The organism is Sphingomonas sp. SFZ2018-12 (assembly GCF_022496715.1).
In the GTDB taxonomy this organism is placed as follows: Bacteria; Pseudomonadota; Alphaproteobacteria; order Sphingomonadales; family Sphingomonadaceae; genus Sphingomonas.
Genome location: NZ_WTFM01000001.1, coordinates 313,566 through 332,438 on the forward strand (window position 1 = coordinate 313,566; position 18,873 = coordinate 332,438).

Here is an 18,873-nt window from a genome sequence, read left to right on the forward strand (position 1 = left end):
CGCAGCTGGTTCCGAACGCTGCGCGTTTCCGCGTCGCTTCAAAAGGTGGGGACCGGGATGCGGGACCCGTATCGATGTCACCGGTCGGCGGGTGGCGACGGCAATCGTCATGCCGGGGCTGGATCAGTCGCGGCCAGCGTCCTAGAGGCTGGGGCATGGCGAGGGAGAGCGCGCGGCGATGACCGAAGAGACGACCAACCAGTTTTCCGACCGCGAGGCGCTGCTGTTCCACTCGGAAGGGCGGCCGGGCAAGATCGAGATCATCGCGTCCAAGCCGATGGCGACGCAGCGCGACCTGGCACTTGCCTATTCGCCGGGCGTTGCGGTGCCGGTGAAGGCGATCGCCGAAGATCCCGCCACCGCCTACGACTATACCGCCAAGGGCAATCTGGTCGCGGTGATTTCCAACGGCACCGCGATCCTGGGGCTGGGCAATCTGGGCGCGCTCGCCTCCAAGCCGGTGATGGAGGGCAAGGCGGTGCTGTTCAAGCGCTTTGCCGATGTCGATTCGATCGACCTGGAAGTCGCGACCGAGGATGTCGACGCCTTCATCAACTGCGTCGCGCTGCTCGAGCCGTCGTTCGGCGGCATCAACCTTGAGGACATCAAGGCGCCTGAATGCTTCATCATCGAGCAGGCGTTGCGCGAGCGGATGAACATTCCGGTGTTTCATGACGACCAGCACGGCACCGCGATCATCACCGCCGCTGGCCTGATCAACGCGTGCCTGCTGACCGGGCGGCGCATGGACGAGATCAAGGTGGTGGTGAATGGCGCGGGCGCGGCCGCCATCGCCTGCACCGAGCTGATCAAGGTGATGGGCGTGCGTGGCGACAATGTCATCATGTGCGACCGCCAGGGCGTGATCTATCAAGGCCGCACCGAGGGCATGGACCAGTGGAAGTCGGCGCACGCCGCGGTAACCGACCGCCGCACGCTGACCGAGGCGCTGGTCGGTGCCGACGTGTTCCTGGGCCTGTCGGCGGCCGGCGCGCTCAAGCCCGAGATGGTCAAGGACATGGCGCCCGCACCGATCATCTTCGCCATGGCCAATCCCGAGCCGGAGATCCGCCCCGAACAGGCCAAGGCCGCGCGTCCCGACGCGATCATCGCCACCGGCCGGTCGGATTATCCCAACCAGGTCAACAATGTGCTCGGCTTCCCCTTCATCTTTCGCGGCGCGCTCGACGTGCGGGCGACTGGCATCAACGATGCGATGAAGATCGCGGCGGCCAACGCCATCGCCGAGCTGGCCCGCGAGCGGGTGCCCGAGGAAGTGGCGATCGCCTATGGCGTGCAGCATAATTTCGGTCCCGACTACATCATCCCGGCGCCGTTCGATTCGCGGCTGATGGAGGTGGTGCCGGTCGCGGTGGCCAAGGCGGCGATGGATTCAGGCGTGGCGACGCGGCCGATCCTCGACATGGCGGCCTATCGCCAGACGCTGCGCGCGCGATTGAACCCGACGACGTCGGTGCTGACGCTCGCCTATGAAGGCGCGCGCGCGCGGCCCAAGCGGGTGCTGTTCGCGGAAGGCGAGGAGGAAGTCGTGCTGCGCGCGGCGATCGCGTTCAAGGACGGCGGCTATGGCACGCCGGTGCTGGTCGGGCGCGACGATGTCCATGACCGGCTGCGCGCGCTGGGCGTCACCGATCCCGACAGCTTCGAGGTGCACAACAGCCGCGTGTCGCCGCTGGTGCCGCGCATGGTCGACTTCCTCTATGGCAGGTTGCAGCGGCGCGGTTATCTGCGCCGCGATTGCGAGCGTATGGTCAACCAGGACCGCAACATCTTCGGCGCGCTGATGCTCCAGCTCGGCGAAGTCGACACGATGATCACCGGCATCACGCGTACCTATGCGCAGAATATCCGCGAGGTGCGCCGCGTCATCGATCCGCTGCCCGGCAAGACGCCGTTCGGCATCCACATCCTGGTCGGCCAAAGCCACACCGTGTTCATCGCCGACACGACGGTGAACGAGCGGCCGAGCGCCGAGGAACTGGCCGACATCGCCGAACAGACCGCGCAGGTCGCGCGGCGGATGGGGCATGAGCCGCGCGTCGCGTTCCTCAGCTATTCGACCTTCGGCAATCCCGAAGGGAAGTGGATCGACAATATCCGCGGCGCGGTGTGCGTGCTCGACGGGCGCGATGTCGGCTTCGAATATGAAGGCGAAATGGCGCCCGACGTGGCGCTCAATCCGGTGCAGCTGGCCAAGTTTCCGTTCGCGCGGCTGTCCGGCCCGGCCAATGTGCTGATCATGCCCGGGCTGCAGTCGGCGAACATCTCCGCGAAATTGCTGCGCGAACTGGGCGGCGACACGATGATCGGTCCGATGCTGCTCGGCATGGAGAAATCGGTGCAGATTGCGCCGATGACGAGCACCGCGAGCGAGCTGGTGACGCTGGCGGTGCTCGCCGCGGGCGGGATCGCGCGCTAGCCGACGCCGCCGGGGCGGCACCCGCCCGGCGCCTAGAGCGCCTCGCGTGCTTCCTGATCGAGCGCGTTCGTCGCCGGCCTGGACTGCGCGGGGTCGGCGATCGCATAGCGGCGGCGATAGGCGAGCGGCGGTGCCTCGATGAAGCGATAGCTGAGATACCCGATCGGCAGCATCGCCAGGAATGCCGGCACGGCAAAGGCGAGCGCGACGTAGAAGTTCGACAGGTCGAAATATCGGTCGAGCAGGCGCGCCATGTGGTGCACGACGAACGCGTGAAGCAGGTAGATCGAATAGCTGTACGCGCCGGCTTTCGCGACCAGCCACGACACGCCGCGGTCGCGGAACGCCGTCGACTGATCATAATATGCAATCAGCGCGGCGAAGCAGGCCGCTTCGATCGTCGGCAGGATGATCCAGATCGGTGATCGCTCCAGCCCATTCGAGCCGCCCAGTCGGTCGAATGCCCAGTAGAAGGCGCAATAGGCGAGCAGGACCAGCAGCGCGAGCCGATGCCGCCGGCCGAAATGGTGCCGATACTGAAACGCGAGGATCCCCAGCACGAAATCGTCGTATCGGCCGATGATGGTGAAATAGGCCGCCGTCTTCACCTCGCCCAGCTGAAGGAAAATGCCGGTCCGCAGCGCGATCGATCCGAGCAGCGAGAGCGCGAGCCATGCCGGGTTGCGGCGCAGCACGACGAGCAGCAAGGGCAGGATCACGTAGAAGTGCAGCTCGACCGCGATCGACCAACCGCCGTTCGGCCAGCTGGGCAGGATCAGGCCGAGCGGCAAGGATGCGGCATAGCCGGCCCAGTCGCCGCCATGCAGCACGATATTGGCACCCGCAAGCGCCATGGTGACGAGGAGGAGCGGGGCGAGGCGCAGCAAGCGGTTCCAGAGGAACCAGCCGATCAGGATGCGGCGGCCGTCGAGCAGCTTGGCGAAGATGTAGCCCGACAAGGCCATGAACAGCGCGACGCCGGTGTGCCCTTCGTCAAATGGTGCGAGCACGAAGACATCGGGCGCGCCGTCGAAGGGTACCGGCGTGCCGTCCATCCAGTGGAGGAAATGCCAGCAGAAGACGAGAAAGGCCGCGAGCGCACGAATGTGATCGAGCGCGATCCAATGTTCACCGGTCGTTGACCGCACCACTATCCCCCATGTCGCCTGCGCAGGCGCCTATCGTCGACCCGTGCCGGGAGCGATAGTGGCTGGCTGTGTCGTTGGGAAGAGCGGCGGGGATGCGCAGGGATGCGGCTCACGCGTCGATGCTGGTCCCCAGCGATGCATTGACCAGACCGCCGTCGACCGTGATCGTGTCGCCGACCACATAGTCGCCGGCGCGGCTGGCGAGGTAGATGGCGGCGGCGGCCATGTCCTCCGCCTCGCCGATGCGCCTGGCGGGGATCGCTTGGCCGACCGCGTCGCCATGATCGCGCGCGGCCTTGTTCATGTCGCTCGCGAAGGCGCCGGGGGCGATCGAGGTGACGTTGATTGCGTCGCGGATCAGCCGGGCGGCCATGCGCTTGGTCAGATAGATCAGCGCCGATTTGGATGCGTGATAGCTGTAGGTTTCCCACGGGTTGAGCCGCTGGCCGTCGATCGAGGTGATGTTGATGACCTTGGCCGGGCGCGCGCGCGACGCGGCGGCTTTCAGCGCGGGGTGCAGCGCCTGAGTGAGAAAGAAGGGTGATTTGACGTTGAGGTCCATGACCTTGTCCCAGCCCTTTTCTGGGAAATCCTCGAACGGCTCGCCCCAGGCGGCACCGGCATTGTTGACGAGGATGTCGAGCCTGTCCTCATGCTCGGCAAGCTGCGCTGCGAGCGCCTTGCACCCGGCGACGGTCGACACGTCCTGGGGCAGCGCGATGCAGTTGGGGCCGAGTTCCTCGGCGGTGGCGAAGCAGGCGTCGGCCTTGCGCGCGGAAATATAGACCTTCGCGCCCGAAGCGACGAAGCCCGCGGCGATCATCTTGCCGATGCCGCGTGAGCCGCCGGTGACCAAGGCGACGCGGCCGTCGAGGCGGAACAGGGTGGTCGTGTCCATGTGCATCCTTTCACTGGTGGTCTGACCCGAGGCGGGTCGAGTCAGGCTTGGTATCGGGCACCCCGCCGCGGCAAAGCCGCGTCGTCAGACGGGGCAAGCGCCGCTGGCCGGGCTCGCCGCCAGGGCACGGATCGGGTTCCCCGATCCGCTGCGGCGAGCCTATCCCCCGCGCTTCATCGTTTCGCGGGCGATGATGAGCTGCTGGATCTGGCTGGTGCCTTCGTAGATGCGGAACAGGCGGACGTCGCGATAGAGGCGCTCGATGCCGTAATCGGCGATGTACCCCGCGCCTCCGTAGATCTGCACCGCGCGATCGGCGACGCGGCCGACCATTTCGCTGGCATAGTATTTGGCTGCCGCGCTTTCCATCACCACATCGTCGCCCGCATCCTTGCGCGCGGCGGTTTCCAGAACGAGGGCGCGGGCGGCGAGGGCTTCAGTCTTTGAGTCGGCGATCATCGCCTGGATCAGCTGGTGTTCGGCGATGGGTTTGCCGAACTGGCGGCGCTCGCCGGCATAGGCGACGCAATCGGCGATCAGCCGCTCGGCGACGCCCACGCACACCGCGGCGATGTGCAGCCGCCCGCGGTCGAGCACCTGCATCGCGATCTTGAAGCCCTGGCCTTCCGCGCCCAGCCGGTTGGCGGCGGGGACGGGCACTTCGTCAAGGTTTACGTCGGCGACTTTCGCGCCCTTCTGCCCCATCTTCTTTTCCGGCTCGCCCACCGACACGCCGGGCAGGTTGCGCGGCACCAGGAAGGCGGAAACGCCGCGCCCGCCGGGTTCGTCGCCGGTGCGCGCCATGACGGTGAACAGGTCGGCCTTGTCGGCGTTGGTGATGTAGCGCTTGGTGCCGGACAGCCGATAGACGTCGCCGTCCCTGACCGCGCGGGTCTTTACGCTGCCGCTGTCGGACCCGACATCGGGTTCGGTCAACGCGAAGCTGGTGACGATCTCGCCGCTGGCGATGCGCGGCAGCCACTGCGCCTTCTGGTCGGGCGTGCCGGCGATCACGAGGCCCTGGCTGCCGATGCCGACATTGGTGCCGAAGGTCGAGCGGAAGGCGGGCGTGGTGCGGCCAAGCTCGATCGCGACGCGGCACTCCTCGCCCATGGTCAGACCGAGCCCGCCATATTCGGGCGCGATCGACAGGCCGAACAGGCCGAGCGCCTTCATCTCGTCGACGATATCGGCGGGAATCGCGTCGTCGGACTCGACCCGCGCCTCGAGCGGGCGCAGGCGCTCCGCGACGAAGCGGCGGACCGTGTCGATCAGCGCGTCAAAGGTTTCCGGATCCAGCGCCATCCCCTGCCTTTCGCAAGCCGTGCGACGCTGGCGACCTCCAGCGTTCCTGTTGTTCGAACGGGCCATCCCCGCCGGCCCCGTGCTAGCGTGAAGCCCGGTCACGGGCAAGCGGGTGGGCATACCCGATCTTCCAACAGCGATGGTTTGACCGATGCGCGCGGTGGCCTATGCTGGGGTTGGCGGGCACGGAAGGTTTGACAACGCACATGACCGAAGCTGTGACGGCCGCAGTGCCGCCATCCCGCCGGGTGCGGACCGGCACGACCCTGTCCTTTGGCATCGGCGCGATCGCCTATGGCGTGAAGGACAACGGCTTCGGCACCTTCCTGCTGCTCTTCTACAACCAGGTGATCGGGCTGCCGGCGGCGTCGGTGGGCTTCGCGATCATGTGCGCGCTGATCCTGGATGCGTTCATCGACCCAGCGATCGGCGTCGCGTCCGACCGAACCCGCACCCGCTGGGGCCGGCGGCACCCGTGGATGTACGCGTCGGCGCTGCCGATCGCGATCGGCTGGCTGCTGCTGTGGAACCCGCCGGCATGGTCGCCCGGCGCGACGCTCGCATGGCTGTTCGCGACCGCGGTAATGGTTCGGTCGGCGGTGTCGGCCTATGAGGTGCCGAGCCAGGCGCTCGCACCCGAGCTGAGCGCCGATTATGACGAGCGTACGCGGCTGACCGCCTATCGCTATCTGTTCGGCTGGCTGGGCGGACTGGTCGCGCTGCTCGCCGCCTATACAGTTTTCCTGGTGCCGGAAACGCCTGGTGCGGACGGGTTGGCCAATCGCGGGGGCTATGCGAGCTATTCGGTCGCCTGCGCCGTGGCGATCATGCTCGCCATCCTGATCTCCGCGGCGGGCACGCACCGCGAGATCGCGTCGCTGCCCCGGCAACCGGCGGTCGAGGGCGGCATGGGCCAGGCGTTTCGCGAACTGGTGGAGGCGGTGCGCAACCGGGCGTTCGCGGTGCTGATGCTCGCGGGGCTGTGCGTGTACACTAACCAGGGCATCAGCTTTGCCCTGTCCAACTATCTCTATTCCTATGTCTGGCAGTTCGGCACGGGGGCCTTCACCGTGCTGGCCGGCGTGCTGTTCGCGGGCGTGGTCATCGCGTTCGCCATCGCCGGGCGCGTCGGTGCGCGGATGGGCAAGCCGCGCGCGGCGGCGATGTTCACGCTGTTGACGGCGATCCTGGCGACGCTGCCCTATTGGCTGCGGCTTGCCGGGTGGTTCCCGGCGGTCGACAGCCCGATGATGCTGCCGGTGCTGTTCGGCATCTATGTGCCCAACACGGCGTGCAGCGTGGCGGCGATGATCCTGGGCGCGTCGATGATGGCCGATGTGGTCGAGCATTCGGAAGTCACGACCGGCCGCCGTTCCGAAGGCGTGTTCTTCGCGGGGTCCTTCTTCATCCAGAAATGCACCGGCGGCGTCGGCATCTTTCTCAGCGGGCTGATCCTGTGGGCGGCGGATTTCCCGCAGAATGCGGTCCGGGGCGCGGTGCCGGTCGACGCGCTCGACCGGCTGACGCTGATCTTCTCGATCGTTTATCTGGTCATCGGGCTGGTCGGGACCGCAGTGTTCGTGCGCTTTCCCTTTGGCCGGGCCGAGCATGAGGCCCGCATCGCCCGGCTCGCGGCGGCTGGCGCGGAAGCGAAAGGCGTGTTATAACGTTTGTATGACCAAGCCCTTGAAACTGATCAAAATCGGCAATTCGACGGGGATCGTTCTGCCGAAGGAATTGCTTGCCCGGCTTCGCGTGGAGCTTGGTGACGAGCTGTTTGTGAGCGAGGTCCCCGAAGGATTCACGATCAGCAAGCGTGACCCGGATTTCGAGGCCCAGATGGAGGTTGCACGCGAGGTCATGGCGCGCCGTCGTGCCGCGCTTCGTGAGCTTGCCAAATAGTGCCTCGCCAATGGGTGTGGGTGGACGTCGGCGTGGCCGTTGCCGCTCATCACGAACAGCTGGCCGAGCATGGCGGCGCCGCAGGGCTGCGCGACGAAAACATGCTACACAGCGCCATGGCGCGGCCGTTGAATCTGATGGCCTACGGCGACCCTGACGCGGCGGAGCTTGCCGCCAGCTATGCGTTCGGGATCGCGCGGAATCATCCGTTCGTAGATGGCAACAAGCGAACCGCAGCGGTGGTGAGCGAAACCTTCCTTGCGCTGAACGGCTATCGATTGGACTGCAGCGATGCGGAGCTGGTGGTGACATTTCTCGCTTTGGCGGCGGGAGAGCTCGGGGTTGATCAGCTTACGGACTGGTTCCGCGCACATTTGCGGCATGATTGAGCCACAAGCGATCGGCTTCCCGCTGAGGCAGCGCATGGACCCCGAATCAAGTCCGGGGTGACGGGAAGGGGTGGGCGCGGCTGAATGGCTTGGGGCGGCCGACAGAGACGATTTTCCGCGCCCCGTAACGGAAATGCCCGCCGGACACATGGTCCAGCGGGCACCCTTTCCTCCCCAGGAAACTTGAACGAAGGTGCGGCTTATGCTGCTTCCTTCTTGAACTGCGCTGCCTCGGTCGATTCGGCGAGCGCGGTGGTCGAGCTGGCACCGCCCGCAAGCGTGGTCGCGACCAGGTCGAAATAGCCGGTACCGACCTCGCGCTGGTGGCGGGTCGCGGTGTAGCCGTTCGCTTCCGCCGCGAATTCGGCCTGCTGCAGCTCCGAATAGGCTGCCATGCCGCGATCCTTGTAGCCGCGCGCCAGCTCGAACATGCCGTAGTTCAGCTGGTGGAAGCCGGCGAGCGTCACGAACTGGAACTTGTAGCCCATCGCGCCGATCTCGCGCTGGAACCGCGCAATGTCGTCCTTGTCGAGATTCTTCTCCCAGTTGAAGCTGGGCGAGCAGTTGTACGCCAGCATCTTGTCGGGAAACTGCTTCTTGATCGCTTCGGCAAAGCGGCGCGCATCGTCCATGTTGGGCTTCGACGTTTCCCACCACAACAGGTCGGCATGTTCCGCGAAGGCCAGGCCGCGCTTGATGCAGTGATCGACGCCGGTGCCGTCCTTCAGGCGGAAGAAACCCTCGGGCGTGCGTTCGCCGGTCAGGAATTCGTGATCGCGCTCGTCGACGTCGCTGGTGATCAGCTTGGCGCTTTCCGCATCGGTGCGCGCGCAGATGATCGTCGGTACCCCGGCGACATCGGCGGCGAGGCGCGCGGCGTCGAGGTTGCGGATATGCGCCTGGGTCGGGATCAGCACCTTGCCGCCCAGATGGCCGCACTTCTTCTCGCTCGCCAGCTGGTCCTCGTAATGCACGCCCGCAGCGCCAGCGGCGATATATGCCTTCATGATCTCATAGCAGTTGAGCGGGCCGCCAAAGCCGGCTTCGGCATCGGCGACGATGGGGGCGAACCAGTCGCGCGTGGCGCCACCCTCCGAATGCTCGATCTGGTCCGCGCGCTGCAGCGTCGCATTGATCCGCCGCGCCAGTTCCGGGCCGGCATTGGCGGGATAGAGCGACTGGTCGGGATACATCTGGCCGGCGGTATTGGCGTCGGCGGCGACCTGCCAACCCGACAGATAGATCGCCTTCAGGCCGGCGCGCACCATCTGCATCGCCTGGTTGCCCGACAACGCGCCGAGCGCGTTGATGTAGTCTTCGCTTTTCAGCAGTTCCCACAGCTTTTCCGCGCCCTTGCGCGCCAGCGTGTGTTCGATCGTGATCGATCCGCGCAGCTTGGCGACATCGTCGGCGCTGTACGGCCGCACGATGCCGTCGAAGCGCCCGGCGGGAGCAGGGACGAGGTCGTTGAAGCTGGCCATCTGTCGTTCCTTTACAATCTTGCGCCCGAAACGCCGCGTGATGCGTGCCGACTACCCCCGATATTCCGCAGACGCGAACGAAATGCGGGCAAAATCGGGTGTCGGTGTCGCGGATCACCCGCCGTGGCTTGTCATCATGTAAATATACGGACAAGTTGCGCATATGGCAGAAGGCAAGCTGTTCGCCGGGCACGCGGTGCGCCGGCTGCGCCGCGCAGCGGGGCTGACCCAGGCGGCGATGGCGGCCGCGCTCGGTATTTCGCCCAGCTATCTCAACCTGGTCGAGCGCAATCAGCGGCCGATCTCCGCCGCCCTGCTGGTCGCGCTCGCCCAACAGTTCGATTTCGACCCGCGCAGCATCGCGGCGAGCGAGCCGGGCGGCGGGGTCGAGGCGCTGCGACGACGGCTGGCGGATCCGATGTTCGCCGACCTGGCGATCGACAGGGGCGAGCTCGATGCATGGGTGGCGGCGGCCCCGGGCGGGGCGGAGGCCTTTGCGCGTGCGTTCGACCGGGCAGGATCGGGCGCGCCGGCGGTGGGAGACGGCGACGATCCGCAGCTTGCCGCGCGGCGTGCGGTCGAACGCTGGCGCAACTATTTTGCCGACCTGGACGGTGCGGCGGAACGGCTGGCCGACGACCTGCGCGTTGCGGGCGGCGACCCCTATGGCGCGATGGCAGACCGGTTGCGGGTCAAGCACCAGCTGTCGGTGCGCGTGCTGCCGGTCGAGGTGATGCCCAACCGGCTGCGGCGGCTCGACCTGCACGCGCGGCAGCTGCAGCTGTCGGAGATGCTCGATCCGGCATCGCGCGTGTTCGCGCTCGCGACGCAGCTCGGACAGCGTGAGGCAGCGACCGAGATCGACGCGCTCAGCCGGGGCGCGGCCATCACCGATCCGGTCGCGGAGCGTCTGTTCCGGCGCTACCTGGCCGGCTATTTCGCGGCGGCGGTGATGATGCCCTATGCACGCTTCCATCGCGCGTGCGAGGCTACGGGGTATGACATCGAGTTGCTGATGCGCCGGTTCGGCGCGGGGTTCGAGCAGGTCGCGCACCGCATGACGACGCTCCAGCGCGTCGGCGCGCGTGGGCTGCCCTTCTTCATGCTGCGCGTCGACCGGGCGGGGCAGATTTCCAAGCGGCTGGCGGGGGCGAGCGGCGCGCCGCTGGTCGAGGGCGGGGGGCTGTGCCCGCTATGGGATGCGCTGGACGCGTTCGCGCGGCCCGGCGACCTGATTACCCAGTTGGTGGCGCTGGAGGATGGCAGCCGCTGGTTCACGCTGGCGCGAACCGTGCAGCCGCAGGGCGCGCGGGTCGGCGCGGTACGCGCGCGCTTTGCGATCGTGCTGGGGCTGGCGGCGGGCGACGCGGTCACGCTGGCGGCGGCACGCGGCCAGGATCTGGCGGGGCGCGCCGCGCCGACGGGGCTGGGATGCGCACGCTGCCTGCGTGCCGATTGCCCCCAGCGGTCGCTGCCGCCGCCGGGGCGGACGCTGGTCGTCCACGATCGCGAGGCGGGGCTGACCCCGTTCGTGTTCGCGGACGATTGATCCAGCGCGCCAGCGGCTCAGTTCTGGAGGTCGCGCCCGGCTTCTTCCAGCTCCTCGCCGGCTTCACGCGTGCCGTTGTCGATCGCGGCACCGGCGGCATCGGCGGTGTTCTCGGCTGCCTGGAAGGCATCCTGGCTCGCCGCGCTGACATCGTTGGCGGCTTCGCCCATCGTGGCTTCGGCATCGGCGGCGACGGTTTCCGCGGCCTCCGACGTTTCGTCCTGAGCGCGCTCCGAACAGGCGCCCAGCGTCAGGGCGGCGGTGGCAACGGCGATTGCGAACACGGCTTTCTTCATGGATTTCCCTCAAAAAAAACATGGTGACGAACGGCGCGTATGGCCCCGGAGGGCACACGGATCCCGATGGGCCGGGCCGATCGGTATCGGAGGTGCAACGAGCAATCCGGCCGAACGATCCATTGACCTCATATAAAGAAATCTTTATATCATATCCATGGCCAATGCCCTCGACCTGTTTCGCGCGCTGGGCGACCCGACGCGGCTGCGTATCCTCGCGCTGCTGCGCTCGATGGAGCTCGCCGTCGGCGAATTGGCGCAGGTGCTGGGGCAAAGCCAGCCGCGCGTGTCGCGGCACGTGAAGATCCTGTGCGATGCCGGCGTCGCCGAACGGCGCAAGGAAGGCAGCTGGGTGTTCGTCGCACTGGCCGAAGGCGCGCGGATCGATGCGTTGATCGACGCGATCGATGCCTGGCCGCTCGGCACGCTGGCGCGCAATGTCGAGGCCGATGCCGCGCTGCTCGCCGCGGTGCGCGCGGATCGCGCGGCCGCGGCGGCGCAGTGGTTCCAGGACCATGCCGGCGAATGGGATGCGATCCGGTCGCTCCATGTCCCCGAAGCCGAGGTCGAGGCGATGATGGCGCGGCTGTTCGGCAACGGCTCGCTCGGCCGGCTGGTCGACATCGGCACGGGCACGGGCCGGATGCTGGAACGCTTCGGGCCGCTTGCCGAAAGTTCGATCGGGATCGACCGCAGCTCGGAAATGCTGCGGCTGGCACGCGCCAAGCTGAGCGAGCGTGGGCTGGCCGCCGCCGAGCTGCGCCAGGCGGATTTCCTGGCGCTGCCGGTCGAGGACGGCGCGGCCGACACCGCGATCCTGCACCATGTGCTGCATTTCGCGCAGGCCCCCGAAGCGGTCATCGCGGAGGCAGCGCGCGTGCTGCGCGCCAACGGCCGCTTGATGATCGTCGATTTCGCCCCGCACGCGCGCGAGGAACTGCGCACCCGCGACGCGCATGCGCGGCTGGGTTTTTCGGACGAGCAGGTGATCGGCTGGTTCGACGAGGCGGGGTTGATGCCGACGCGGACCGAGACGCTGGAGGGCGGGGAATTGACGGTGAAGATCTGGCTGGCGCGCAAGGCGGCCGGCCCTGTGTTGGAGGTTGAGGCGGCATGACCCTATCGGTTCCCCAGCTCGAGGAAGCGCGCCGCGCGCTCGACGCGCCGCTGTTCGCCGACCTGGCGGGCGATGCGCAGGTGAGCTTCGAGTTCTTTCCGCCGCGCACCGAGAAGATGGAGGCGGCATTGTGGGACGCGGTGACGACGCTGGCGCCGCTGGGCCCGCGCTTCGTCTCGGTCACCTATGGCGCGGGCGGATCGACGCGCGAGCGCACGCATGCGACGGTCGCGCGGATCGGGCGCGAGACGCCGATCCCGGCGGCGGCGCACCTGACCTGTGTCGAGGCGTCGCGCGACGAGATTCATGCAGTCGCAGAGGAATATTGGGCGGCCGGCGTGCGCCATATCGTGGCGCTGCGCGGCGATCCGCCGGAAATGGGCGCCAGGTTCGTGCCGCATCCCGACGGCTATGCCAGCGCCGCCGAGCTGGTCGCCGGGCTGCGCCGCATCCGCCCGTTCGAGATTTCGGTCGCCGCCTATCCCGAAGCGCATCCCGAAGCCGTCAGCCCGGCCAGCGACATCGACAATCTGAAGCGCAAGCTGGATGCCGGCGCGACGCGCGCGATCACGCAGTTCTTCTTCGAGGCGGAGACATTCTTCCGCTTTCGCGACGCGGCGGCGGCGGCAGGGATTTCGGCGGAGATCGTGCCCGGCATCCTGCCGGTGTCCAACGTCGCCCAGACGCGCAAGTTCGCCGGCATGTGCGGTGCGGCGATCCCGCAATGGATGGACCGGCTGTTCGAGGGGCTGGACGACCATCCCGCCGCGCGCCAGCTGGTCGCGGCGACGGTGGCGGCTGAACTGTGCCGCAAGCTTTATGCGGGCGGGGTGCGCCATTTCCATTTCTACACGCTCAACCGCGCCGAGCTGAGCTTTGCCATCTGCCACCTGCTGGGGCTGAGGGCACGGCCGGTAGCGGGGCTGGCGGCGGCTTAATTCAACGAGGAACCCAAAGCGCCGTTCGTTTCGAGCGAAGTCGAGAAACGTCGACCCGGTCCCGCGTTTCTCGACTTCGCTCGAAACGAACGGGGAAGAGATCATCCGGTTTACCAGGTGCAGCGCCCGGGCATCGACAACCATTCAAGGCATACGGATTAGATATGACCGCCAGAGAAGCCCTGCTCGCCCAAGCCCGCACCCGCATCCTGATGACCGATGGTGCGTTCGGGACCGAGATCCAGAACTGGAAGCTGGCCGAGGCCGATTATGCCGGCACGCTGGGGCTGAGCCACGACCAGAAGGGCAATAACGACATCCTGGCGCTTACCGCGCCGCATGTGCCGGAGACGATCACGCGCGCCTATCTGGACGCCGGGTCGGACATCGTGTCGACCAACACGTTCAGCGCCAACCGGATCAGCCAGGCGGACTATGGCGCCGAACATCTGGTGCGCGAGATCAATGTCGCATCCGCGCGGATCGCGCGTGCCTGTGCCGATGCGGCGGCGGCGAAGGACGGGCGGCCGCGGTTCGTCGCGGGTGCGATCGGCCCGACCAACAAGACGCTGTCGCTGTCGCCCGACGTCAACGACCCCGGCTATCGCGAGATCGATTTCGACACGTTGAAGGATGTCTATCGCGAGCAGGTCGATGCGCTGGTCGAGGGCGGGGCGGACTTCATCCTGATCGAAACCGTGTTCGACACGCTGAACGCCAAGGCCGGGATCATGGCGGTGATAGAGGCGGAAGCGGCGCTGGGTCGCGACCTGCCGATCATGCTGTCGATGACGCTGACCGACCTGTCGGGGCGCAATCTGTCGGGGCATACGGTCGAGGCGTTCTGGCACGCGGTCCGTCACGCGCGGCCGGTGACGATCGGGCTCAACTGCTCGTTCGGGGCGGAACAGCTGCGCCCGCACGTCAAGGTGCTGGCCGGCATCGCCGATACGCTGATCATGGTCTATCCCAATGCCGGGCTGCCAAATGAACTGGGTGCCTATGACGAGCTGCCCGAAACGACTGCCACGCTGGTGCGCGAATGGGCGGAAGCGGGGCAGGTCAACATCCTGGGCGGCTGCTGCGGATCGACGCCGGCGCATATCCGCGCGATTGCCGATGCCGTTGCCGGGATGGCGCCGCGCGTGCTGCCCGAGCCGCCGGTGATGACGCGCCTCGCCGGGCTGGAGCCGTTCACCATGGCGGCCTGACCCTTCAAAGCCCTCTCCCCGTCGGGGAGAGGGTTGGGAGAGGGGATGAAGCCAAGTCTCACCTCCCGCTCGACTTCCCCTCTCCCCGACCCTCTCCCCCACAGGGGAGAGGGAGAAGGAATGAAATGACCACGCCTCCCTCCTCCACCAATTTCGTCAATGTCGGCGAGCGCACCAACGTCACGGGCTCCGCGGCGTTCAAGAAGCTGATCATGGCCGGCGACTATGCCAAGGCGGTCGAGGTCGCGCGCCAGCAGGTCGAGAACGGCGCGCAGGTGATCGACGTCAACATGGACGAGGGGCTGCTCGACGCGGTCCACGCCATGACCACCTTCCTGAAGCTGATCGCCGCCGAGCCCGACATCGCGCGCGTGCCGGTGATGATCGACAGCTCGAAATGGGAGGTGATCGAGGCCGGGCTGAAATGCGTGTCGGGCAAGCCGATCGTCAATTCGATCAGCATGAAGGAGGGCGAGGCGCAGTTCCTGGAGCATGCGCGCAAATGCATGGCCTATGGCGCGGCGGTCGTTGTCATGGCGTTCGACGAGGTCGGGCAGGCGGACACGAAGGACCGCAAGGTCGAGATTTGCGCGCGCGCCTACAAGCTGCTGACGGGCATCGGCTTCCCGCCCGAGGACATCATCTTCGACCCCAATGTGTTCGCGGTGGCGACGGGGATCGAGGAGCATAACAACTACGCGGTCGACTTCATCGAGGCGACGCGCGAGATCAAGGCGCGCTGCCCGCATGTCCATATCTCGGGCGGGCTGTCCAACCTGTCGTTCAGCTTTCGCGGCAACGAGCCGGTGCGACGCGCGATGCACAGCGTGTTCCTGTATCACGCCATCCCCGCCGGCATGGACATGGCGATCGTCAATGCGGGGCAACTCGACATCTATGACACGATCGATCCCGAACTGCGCACCGCGTGCGAGGACGTGGTGCTCAACCGCGACCCTGAGGCCGGCGACCGGCTGGTGGCGCTGGCCGAACGCTATCGCGGCACTGATGCGGTGGCGGAGAAGCAGGCGGCGGAATGGCGCGGCTGGGGCGTGTCGCGTCGGCTGGAACACGCGCTGGTCAAGGGCATCGACCTGCATGTCGTCGAGGATACCGAGGCCGCGCGGATCGAGGTGGCGGCGCGCGGCGGCCGCCCGATCGAAGTGATCGAAGGGCCGTTGATGGACGGCATGAACGTCGTCGGCGACCTGTTCGGATCGGGCAAGATGTTCCTGCCCCAAGTGGTGAAATCCGCCCGCGTGATGAAGAAGGCGGTCGCCCACCTGCTCCCCTATATCGAGGCGGAGAAACAGCCCGGCGCGCGCGGCAAGGGCAAGGTGATCATGGCGACCGTCAAGGGCGACGTGCACGACATCGGCAAGAACATCGTCGGCGTGGTGCTCCAGTGCAACGGCTTCGACGTCGTCGACCTGGGCGTGATGGTGCCGTGGTCAAAGATTCTCGACGCCGCGAACGAGAATGACGCCGACATGATCGGGCTGTCGGGCCTGATCACGCCGTCGCTGGACGAAATGGTGACGGTGGCGGAGGAAATGCAGCGCGCCGGCATGACCATGCCGCTGCTGATCGGCGGGGCGACGACGAGCAAGGTGCACACTGCGCTGAGGATCGCGCCGGCCTATGCGGGGCCGGTCGTCCATGTGCTGGACGCCAGCCGCGCGGTCGGCGTGGCGACGACCTTGGTCTCCGACACCCAGCGCGACGATTTCGTCGCGAAGGTCGCCGACGAATATCAGGCCGTGCGCGACGCGCGCGAGGGACGGACGCAAAGCGAGCTGGTGCCGATCGCGCGCGCGCGCGACAATGCGTTCGAGGCCGACATGACGCTGAAGCCCGCCGCGCCCAGGCAGCCCGGCGTCCATGTGTTCCGCGACTGGGACCTCGCGGATCTCAAGGACTATATCGACTGGACCCCGTTCTTCCGCGCCTGGGAACTGCACGGCAATTATCCCGCGATCCTCGACGACGCGGTGGTGGGCGAGAGCGCGCGCAGCCTGTTCGCCGACGCGCAGCGGATGCTGGACCGCATCATCGCGGAGAAATGGCTGGTCGCGCGCGGGGTGTGCGGCCTGTGGCCGTGCGCGCGCGACGGCGACGACGTCATCCTGCATCTCGACAGCGAGGAAAATGTCCGCCTGCCCTTCCTGCGCCAGCAGGTCGCGAAGCGCGAGGGCCGCGCCAACATGTGCCTCGCCGATTTCATCAGCCATGATGGTGACTGGATCGGCGGCTTTGCGGTGTCGATTCACGGCATCGAGCCGCATCTGGCGCGGTTCAAGGCGGCGATCGACGATTATTCGGATATTCTGTTGAAGGCGCTGGCTGACCGGCTGGCCGAGGCGTTCGCCGAGCGGCTGCACGCGCATGTCCGCACCGACCTGTGGGGCTATGCGGCGGGCGAGCAGCTGACCGGCGAGGCGCTGATCCGCGAACAGTATCGCGGCATCCGCCCGGCGCCCGGCTATCCGGCGTGCCCCGACCACAGCCTGAAACCGATCCTGTTCAAGCTGCTCGACGCGCATCATGCGACCGGCATCAGCCTGACCGAGAGTTTCGCGATGCTGCCGACGGCGGCGGTCAGCGGATTCTATTTCGGCCACCCTGATGCAGCGTATTTCGGCGTCGCACGGGTCGGCCGCGACCAGCTGGAAGATTATGCGGCGCGGCGCGGGGTGAGCATCGAGCAGGCGGAACGCTGGCTGCGGCCCAATCTGGATTGAGTGAAGCGTGAGGGATTAAGGCTTCTCGAAACGGGGCAACCCGACCCGTCGCCCCGGCGGAGGCCGGGGCCGCTCACCAAGGTAGCGCTACCGTGCCAGCGGCCCCGGCCTTCGCCGGGGCGACTGCATTATCCCCCGCGTCCCACCACCGCCGCCAGCCGCTTCAGCCGGGGCGCGACCATCGGCACCGTCAGCATCGTCGATCCTACCGCCATCAGCAGCAGCGCGGTGAACGTCGCGTTCGTAATGATCTGACGGTCGAGCAGGATGTTGGCGAAGATGATCATGATCAGCGCCTTGGTCTGGAGCAGCCAGCCGATGATCCCCGCTTCGCCCCGCGCCCAGCCGAGGATGCGCCCAGCGAGGTGGACCCCCGCCAGCTTGCCCGCGACCGACGCGACGAGCAGCAGCGCGGCGGCGGCGAATACCGCCGTGCCACCGACATCCCATCGGGTGCGCAGGCCCGTCGACAGGAAGAAGACCGGCATCATCGCCAGCAGCACATGGTTGCGGAACAGGTCCATGCGCGCCTGGTCGAACCATTTCGCATCGAGCACCGCGCCCGCTAGAAACGCGCCGACCATGAAGTGGATGCCCGCCCAGTCGGCGGCGAAACCACAGCCCGCCAGCCAGATCAGGCTGACATACCAGCGGTCGCGTTCATCGATCCGCGCCATCACGCGCCGCATCAGCAGCGCGGCGGCCGCGAAGCCGCACAGAAAGCCCGCCTGGCGCCCGACGCGTGCCCAGTCGAGCAGGATGATCGCGAGCACGCCCCAGATCGCGATGTCGTCCAGGCTGGCATAGCGCAGGATGCGCTGGCCGACGGGCGCGCGCAGCACGTCCAGCTTTTCCATGAGCAGGACGAGGATGGGCAGCGCGGTGACCGCGCACGCCATGCCGATGCCGAGCACCACCTGCCACGGTGCGCCCTGTGCTCCCGCCCAACCGGGAAAGCGCAGCATGACCAGTGCCGCCACACCGCCGAAGGCGAGCGGGGTCACCAGCGCGAGGCCTGCGGTCACGCCGGTTTCGCGCCGCTTTGCCCAGGCCTGGCTGAGGTCGAGTTCGATCCCCGCGATCCAGACGAACAGCATCACCGCCCACCAGGCGATGCCGTTCAGCGCGGCGATGACCTGGGGGTTGAAAACGAAGGCATAATAATCGGGAAAGGCCGCCCCCAGCACGCCGGGGCCGAGCAGGATGCCGCCGACAATCTGGACCACCACGAGCGGTGCCCAGTAATCGGTGCGCCCCAGCCGCCAGGCGAGATAGGGCACGCTGAAGATCAGCAGCATCGCGATGAGGAAAATCTCGGTCGTCGTCATCGCTTGCGGTCTGGCGTCCTCCCCTGGCGGCGGGCTTTACCGGCGTGCGCGCCCGCCAACAAGTCCGGCACCCGCCGTCCCGCGCCCCTTGTCCGGCGATGGCGACCCGCTACACAGTCGAAGACGAGTG

General features: G+C 67.2%; 15 protein-coding genes. 9 read left to right on the plus strand and 6 right to left on the minus strand.

What is annotated here, in order from left to right; all coding sequences use genetic code 11:
- Window positions 1–178 precede the first annotated feature (178 nt).
- A complete protein-coding gene (locus tag GO308_RS01460; RefSeq protein ID WP_066548405.1) occupies window positions 179–2,440 on the plus strand; it encodes an NADP-dependent malic enzyme in 2,262 nt (753 codons plus the stop codon).
- 32 nt (window positions 2,441–2,472) lie between these two features.
- Here GO308_RS01460 and GO308_RS01465 read toward each other — a convergent pair whose 3' ends face one another.
- The 3 genes from GO308_RS01465 to GO308_RS01475 form a co-directional block, all read right to left on the minus strand.
- Complete coding sequence (locus GO308_RS01465) at window positions 2,473–3,588, minus strand: acyltransferase (protein WP_240883605.1); 1,116 nt, start codon at window positions 3,586–3,588, stop codon at window positions 2,473–2,475.
- A 109-nt stretch (window positions 3,589–3,697) separates the two neighbouring features.
- Window positions 3,698–4,486 carry an SDR family oxidoreductase gene (locus tag GO308_RS01470; RefSeq protein ID WP_066548459.1) on the minus strand — a complete coding sequence of 263 codons (789 nt, stop codon included), beginning with the start codon at window positions 4,484–4,486 and terminating at the stop codon, window positions 3,698–3,700.
- 159 nt (window positions 4,487–4,645) lie between these two features.
- The gene (locus tag GO308_RS01475) at window positions 4,646–5,791 is read right to left on the minus strand and encodes an acyl-CoA dehydrogenase family protein (protein WP_240883606.1); all 1,146 of its coding nucleotides are present in this window, start codon (window positions 5,789–5,791) and stop codon (window positions 4,646–4,648) included.
- 206 nt (window positions 5,792–5,997) lie between these two features.
- Here GO308_RS01475 and GO308_RS01480 point away from each other — a divergent pair, with 206 nt between their 5' ends.
- The 3 genes from GO308_RS01480 to GO308_RS01490 are packed head-to-tail and all read left to right on the plus strand — an operon-like array spanning window position 5,998 to window position 8,082.
- Window positions 5,998–7,458, plus strand: coding sequence for an MFS transporter (locus GO308_RS01480; RefSeq protein WP_240883607.1), 1,461 nt, complete (start codon window positions 5,998–6,000; stop codon window positions 7,456–7,458).
- Window positions 7,459–7,465: 7 nt separating this feature from the next.
- Window positions 7,466–7,693 (plus strand): AbrB/MazE/SpoVT family DNA-binding domain-containing protein, encoded by a 228-nt coding sequence (locus tag GO308_RS01485; RefSeq protein ID WP_066480443.1) that lies wholly within the window; start codon window positions 7,466–7,468, stop codon window positions 7,691–7,693.
- Window positions 7,694–7,713: 20 nt separating this feature from the next.
- Window positions 7,714–8,082 carry a type II toxin-antitoxin system death-on-curing family toxin gene (locus GO308_RS01490; protein ID WP_240883608.1) on the plus strand — a complete coding sequence of 123 codons (369 nt, stop codon included), beginning with the start codon at window positions 7,714–7,716 and terminating at the stop codon, window positions 8,080–8,082.
- A 200-nt stretch (window positions 8,083–8,282) separates the two neighbouring features.
- Here GO308_RS01490 and aceA read toward each other — a convergent pair whose 3' ends face one another.
- Complete coding sequence (gene aceA, locus GO308_RS01495; protein ID WP_066480446.1) at window positions 8,283–9,563, minus strand: isocitrate lyase; 1,281 nt, start codon at window positions 9,561–9,563, stop codon at window positions 8,283–8,285.
- A 163-nt stretch (window positions 9,564–9,726) separates the two neighbouring features.
- On the opposite strand from aceA, the gene GO308_RS01500 reads away from it, so the two are divergent.
- The gene (locus GO308_RS01500; protein WP_066673330.1) at window positions 9,727–11,112 is read left to right on the plus strand and encodes a helix-turn-helix transcriptional regulator; all 1,386 of its coding nucleotides are present in this window, start codon (window positions 9,727–9,729) and stop codon (window positions 11,110–11,112) included.
- Window positions 11,113–11,129: 17 nt separating this feature from the next.
- On the opposite strand, the gene GO308_RS01505 is transcribed toward GO308_RS01500, so the two are convergent.
- A complete protein-coding gene (locus GO308_RS01505) occupies window positions 11,130–11,408 on the minus strand; it encodes a hypothetical protein (RefSeq protein WP_066480450.1) in 279 nt (92 codons plus the stop codon).
- Window positions 11,409–11,565: 157 nt separating this feature from the next.
- Here GO308_RS01505 and GO308_RS01510 point away from each other — a divergent pair, with 157 nt between their 5' ends.
- The 4 genes from GO308_RS01510 (at window position 11,566) to metH (ending at window position 17,415) form a co-directional block, all read left to right on the plus strand.
- Window positions 11,566–12,525, plus strand: coding sequence for a metalloregulator ArsR/SmtB family transcription factor (locus tag GO308_RS01510; protein ID WP_240883609.1), 960 nt, complete (start codon window positions 11,566–11,568; stop codon window positions 12,523–12,525).
- A complete protein-coding gene (metF, locus tag GO308_RS01515; RefSeq protein ID WP_240883610.1) occupies window positions 12,522–13,463 on the plus strand; it encodes a methylenetetrahydrofolate reductase [NAD(P)H] in 942 nt (313 codons plus the stop codon). The genes GO308_RS01510 and metF overlap by 4 nt, the downstream gene beginning before the upstream one ends.
- A 164-nt stretch (window positions 13,464–13,627) precedes the next feature.
- Window positions 13,628–14,674, plus strand: coding sequence for a homocysteine S-methyltransferase family protein (locus GO308_RS01520; protein ID WP_240883611.1), 1,047 nt, complete (start codon window positions 13,628–13,630; stop codon window positions 14,672–14,674).
- Window positions 14,675–14,799: 125 nt separating this feature from the next.
- A complete protein-coding gene (metH, locus tag GO308_RS01525) occupies window positions 14,800–17,415 on the plus strand; it encodes a methionine synthase (protein WP_240883612.1) in 2,616 nt (871 codons plus the stop codon).
- A gap of 128 nt (window positions 17,416–17,543) precedes the next feature.
- On the opposite strand, the gene GO308_RS01530 is transcribed toward metH, so the two are convergent.
- A complete protein-coding gene (locus GO308_RS01530) occupies window positions 17,544–18,743 on the minus strand; it encodes a cation:proton antiporter (RefSeq protein WP_240883613.1) in 1,200 nt (399 codons plus the stop codon).
- Between the last annotated feature and the right edge of the window lie 130 nt (window positions 18,744–18,873).

Excerpts from the sequence above, each read along its gene's own strand:
- GO308_RS01475 (WP_240883606.1), bottom strand. The coding sequence starts at position 5,791 with ATGGCGCTGGATCCGGAAACCTTTGACGCGCTGATCGACACGGTCCGC.
- GO308_RS01460 (WP_066548405.1), top strand. The coding sequence starts at position 179 with ATGACCGAAGAGACGACCAACCAGTTTTCCGACCGCGAGGCGCTGCTG.
- metH (WP_240883612.1), top strand. The coding sequence starts at position 14,800 with ATGACCACGCCTCCCTCCTCCACCAATTTCGTCAATGTCGGCGAGCGC.
- metF (WP_240883610.1), top strand. The coding sequence starts at position 12,522 with ATGACCCTATCGGTTCCCCAGCTCGAGGAAGCGCGCCGCGCGCTCGAC.
- GO308_RS01485 (WP_066480443.1), top strand. The coding sequence starts at position 7,466 with ATGACCAAGCCCTTGAAACTGATCAAAATCGGCAATTCGACGGGGATC.
- GO308_RS01500 (WP_066673330.1), top strand. The coding sequence starts at position 9,727 with ATGGCAGAAGGCAAGCTGTTCGCCGGGCACGCGGTGCGCCGGCTGCGC.
- GO308_RS01505 (WP_066480450.1), bottom strand. The coding sequence starts at position 11,408 with ATGAAGAAAGCCGTGTTCGCAATCGCCGTTGCCACCGCCGCCCTGACG.
- GO308_RS01470 (WP_066548459.1), bottom strand. The coding sequence starts at position 4,486 with ATGGACACGACCACCCTGTTCCGCCTCGACGGCCGCGTCGCCTTGGTC.
- GO308_RS01480 (WP_240883607.1), top strand. The coding sequence starts at position 5,998 with ATGACCGAAGCTGTGACGGCCGCAGTGCCGCCATCCCGCCGGGTGCGG.
- GO308_RS01510 (WP_240883609.1), top strand. The coding sequence starts at position 11,566 with ATGGCCAATGCCCTCGACCTGTTTCGCGCGCTGGGCGACCCGACGCGG.
- GO308_RS01520 (WP_240883611.1), top strand. The coding sequence starts at position 13,628 with ATGACCGCCAGAGAAGCCCTGCTCGCCCAAGCCCGCACCCGCATCCTG.
- GO308_RS01530 (WP_240883613.1), bottom strand. The coding sequence starts at position 18,743 with ATGACGACGACCGAGATTTTCCTCATCGCGATGCTGCTGATCTTCAGC.
- aceA (WP_066480446.1), bottom strand. The coding sequence starts at position 9,563 with ATGGCCAGCTTCAACGACCTCGTCCCTGCTCCCGCCGGGCGCTTCGAC.